Annotated in this window: 3 protein-coding genes and 1 pseudogene; all 4 read right to left on the reverse strand. The window is 62.9% G+C overall.

Annotation, left to right across the window (positions count from 1 at the left end):
- Positions 1 to 1,410, reverse strand: a 1,410-nt coding sequence (locus F0Q45_RS24935) for a condensation domain-containing protein (RefSeq protein ID WP_262491168.1), incomplete at its 3' end; no start/stop codon positions are given.
- Positions 1,403 to 1,633, reverse strand: a complete 231-nt coding sequence (locus tag F0Q45_RS24940) for an MbtH family protein (protein WP_149656434.1) — start codon at positions 1,631 to 1,633, stop codon at positions 1,403 to 1,405. The genes F0Q45_RS24940 and F0Q45_RS24935, both read right to left, overlap by 8 nt.
- Positions 1,634 to 2,467: 834 nt before the next feature.
- Positions 2,468 to 3,412: a COX15/CtaA family protein gene (locus F0Q45_RS24945; protein WP_149656435.1), complete on the reverse strand. Its 945-nt coding sequence runs from the start codon at positions 3,410 to 3,412 to the stop codon at positions 2,468 to 2,470.
- Between the two features lie 57 nt (positions 3,413 to 3,469).
- Positions 3,470 to 3,615: pseudogene (locus F0Q45_RS24950) on the reverse strand (multidrug ABC transporter permease); the annotation flags it as partial.

The following is a 3,615-nucleotide window of genomic DNA, read 5'->3' on the forward strand; positions in this document are numbered from 1 at the left end:
GACCGCCTCCGCAGAATTCGTCCGGGTCAGCGCCGCGCGGTTGCCCCACTGCGCCAAGTCCCTGAGCTCGTCTTCGTCCACGAGATTCATGGACGACAATGACCGCCCGGGATCGGCGGTCATTGCCGCCAACATTTTCAGCAACCGGACTGCCAGATCCGATTGGTCGAAATCCGAGAACGGCTGTCCGGCACCAGCGGTGCTCAAGAAGATCTGTTCACCGTCTCGCACGAAGAAGAGGCCGAAGTGGTCGACGTGCCCAAGAGTCGTGTATTGCGCCGACGCGCCCGCGCCATCGAAGGCGCGAATCGAGGTCGACGGGAGGAAATTAACGCTGACTCTGCCAACGGCTCGCTGGGCAACTCGCAGCTCGCCGCTGTGCTGCAACACGTGCACCGGAAACCTCTGATGCCGCAGCACTTCTCGTATCCGCGCGTCAACGTGCTCACAGAAGTCGGCGACCGTCGACCCCGGCGACGCCCGCAATACCAGCGGCACAACCCCGGCAACCATTGCGGGCAGCGTCTTTGATTGCGCACTTGTCCGCCTGCTGACCGGGAAATCCAGCACGACCTCTGACCCACCGCGACACCAATTTCGCACCAGCAGTGCGCACGCCGCAGCGAGCACCGATGTTCGACGCACACCCAACGTACGCGCCAACCCGCCGACTCGACCGATGATGCACGGGTCCAGCCGAATCGGCACAGACGCCGAGCAGGAATCACGCCCATCCCGGCTCTGCGTCCACCGATAGTCAGGACCATTTGCTGGCGAAAGGTTCGCCTTCCAATAAGTCAGGTCGTCGCAATATTGGCTGGACGCTTCGTATTCCGATTCGTAGTCCACCAAGTGGTGTAGCGAGCCAAAGCAAGCGGCGGGAACGGGTGCGTCGCGAGCAAGCGCAGAGTAGACAGTAGCGATCCGATTGGCAAGCAGTGAAAAGCCGAAGCCGTCGAGGACTATGTGGTGAATGCAGATGAACAATAAGAATTGGTCTGGCCCTGTTGCAAACAAGGCGAATCTGAACAGCGGGCCGGCCCATGACATTGGCGTGCGTTGGATCGACGACGCCAGGTCATGGGCCTGCGCCACCGGATCCTGTGCGCGCCGTAGATCGTAGAAGGGAACCTCAATATCCGGGTGGTCAATCGCCCTTTGGAAGACCCGCCCGTCCACTTCAAAGATGGTGGCGCGCAGCGGCTCGGCCTCACGGACCACCTCTCGGATCGCCTGCGCAACCAAATCGGGCTCTATGGCGCCATCAATGATGACGAACTGGCTCAACTGCCAGTCGGTGTCTGTATGACCCGTTTGTTGGGATAGCCAAACACCCAACTGTGCTTGGGTCAGCGGAAGCGCATCCTCCGCACTTTCCCCTGATTCGTTGTCAATCAGCCGGTTATGCATCTAGGCCCCGGCCCCGCGCCAGCTTTTCGCGGAGACTCTTGGGCCGGATATCGGGCCAGTTCTGCTCGACATAGTCCAGGCACTCGGTGCGGGACGCCTCGCCGTGGACCACCTCCCAGCCCGGTGGAATCTCAGCGAACGCCGGCCACAGGCTATGCTGCTCCTCATCATTGATCAAGACGAAAAAGCTTCCATCGTCATCGTCGAAAGGGTTGACGCTCATAGGAGTTCCTAACTCTCTAGCCGGCTGTGACGTTGTTGCTGGCAGATTGGCTGCCGAGTTCGACAGTTGATATGCGGTGCAAGGTCAGCTGGTACTGGATGGGTTGAAGAAGACTGATATATGTGAATCACCGTGCGCCACAATAGAGTTTCGTCTCTGCGCTGACGGTGACGTATCCGCTGACTGGAGGGACTTTGAGTCCACCGATCGACGGAACGGGCCGTCCCCCTGGTAACCCGCCGAACGCTCCGCAGGAACGCATGTCGCGAATTATAAAGATATACAAGGTGTTTGCGTAGAACAGTTGAAGCGAGCGGGCCAGCATCTCAGCTGACACCGTGGAGCAGATGCTCCGACAGATGCTCCGAGGTCTGGCCACATCAGGGACGGGTCTTGACTGCCCACGGAACGGCTAACAGACACGAAGGCCGGAGCAAGCGCTCTGTCGCGTCGGTCAACAGCTCTCACTAGCTGCGGAGCGGCCGAGCCGCTTCGTAACCAACCGAGCCCTCTAGCGTGGAGGTATCCAGGCTCGATCTGGCGCCACTCAGCCCACCAGCTGTTGACCACCGAGACCTTTGACAACCCCCGGCGTAAACGATGCCGTACCGAGGAGTAACCGCCGCCTGCGCCACCCGAAGATCCGCCGCTAACCCCGCGTTGATCGTGCCGGATTCGCTGCGGCATGGCGCTCCGCGAAGCCAGTACGGCTCGGCGATTCACCAACCACCCGGCCGCCAATAAGTGAGCTGCGTTCTGGGTTCCCCAGTCTTGCAAGTGTTTTGCTGAAGCGCCACCTATGCATGGGCTTCAGTCGGGCCGAGCATCCGCTAGTCAGCCGGATTGGGCCCGTTCGCGCATCGACGCCCATAGTGCCGCGGTGGCCGCCGTACATGCGGCGGCACCGGCCACATGGACCGCGACCAGTACAGCCGGCACCCCGGTGTGGTACTGCACAATGCCCACCCCGGCCTGAGCGACAACCAGAGCAAGCAGCACAGTAAGCCGCCGCCGGATTGCCGGGGAGACGCCGGCGGCCAGCAACCCGAATCCCAACCCCACGAGCAAGGCCAGGTAGGAAACCAGCAACGACGAGTGCATGTGCACCAGGGTGTCGATCTCGACTTTTAGCCGTGGCACGGTCCGGGCGGGGCTCTTGTCGCCGGCATGCGGCCCAGCGGCCGTCACCAGCGTTCCCGTGAGTAGGACGGCGGCCAGATTCACTGCGCTCAGCACCGTAAGCGTGCGCAGTGGCCTGGCCACCAGTTCTCGTGCCACCCCATCGTCAGGTTGGCCAGCCTTGACGTAGAGCAACACCGACAGCCACACCATCGTCATGGACGCCAACAGGTGGACGGCCACCGTCCACCACAGCAGCCCGGTGCGTACCGTGATGCCGCCGATCGCGGCCTGCACGACCGTCGAGGCCGGCATCAGCCACGCGTAGACCAGGACCTCGGTGCGCCGCCGCGCCCGAATGACCGCCAGCACGGCCAGCGCCGCCGTGATTACCACCGCGAAAGTGATCATCCGATTGCCGAACTCGACGGCCTGGTGGATGCGCGGCACCTCGGCGACGGCCACCGGGGTGAAACTGCCCGGGAAACACTGCGGCCAGGTCGGGCACCCCAGGCCCGACGCGGTGACGCGGACAATCGTGCCGGTAACCGCAATTCCGCCCTGGGTGAGGATGACGGCCGCGGCAATGACCCGCTGGACGCGCAGGCTGGGGTCGGGAAGCAGGTCCACCACCCGCAGCAGCGCTCGTCCGACAGCCATCGCCTGATCGTAACGAAAACTACGTCACGTAGTAGAAGGGGGATCGCGCCGAGCGGGTCAGGTGAAGCGGAACCAGCGGCGTGCCGCGAGTGCCCCCAGCGTTCCCCACACCGCTAGGACGACCACACCGAACCAGTCCATCGACAGGATCATCGCCTGCGACAGCGCCTCGGTCAGGGCACCCGACGGAGTGAGCCGCGCTG

It is taken from the genome of Mycobacterium simiae (assembly GCF_008370645.1).
GTDB lineage: Bacteria > Actinomycetota > Actinomycetes > Mycobacteriales > Mycobacteriaceae > Mycobacterium > Mycobacterium simiae_A.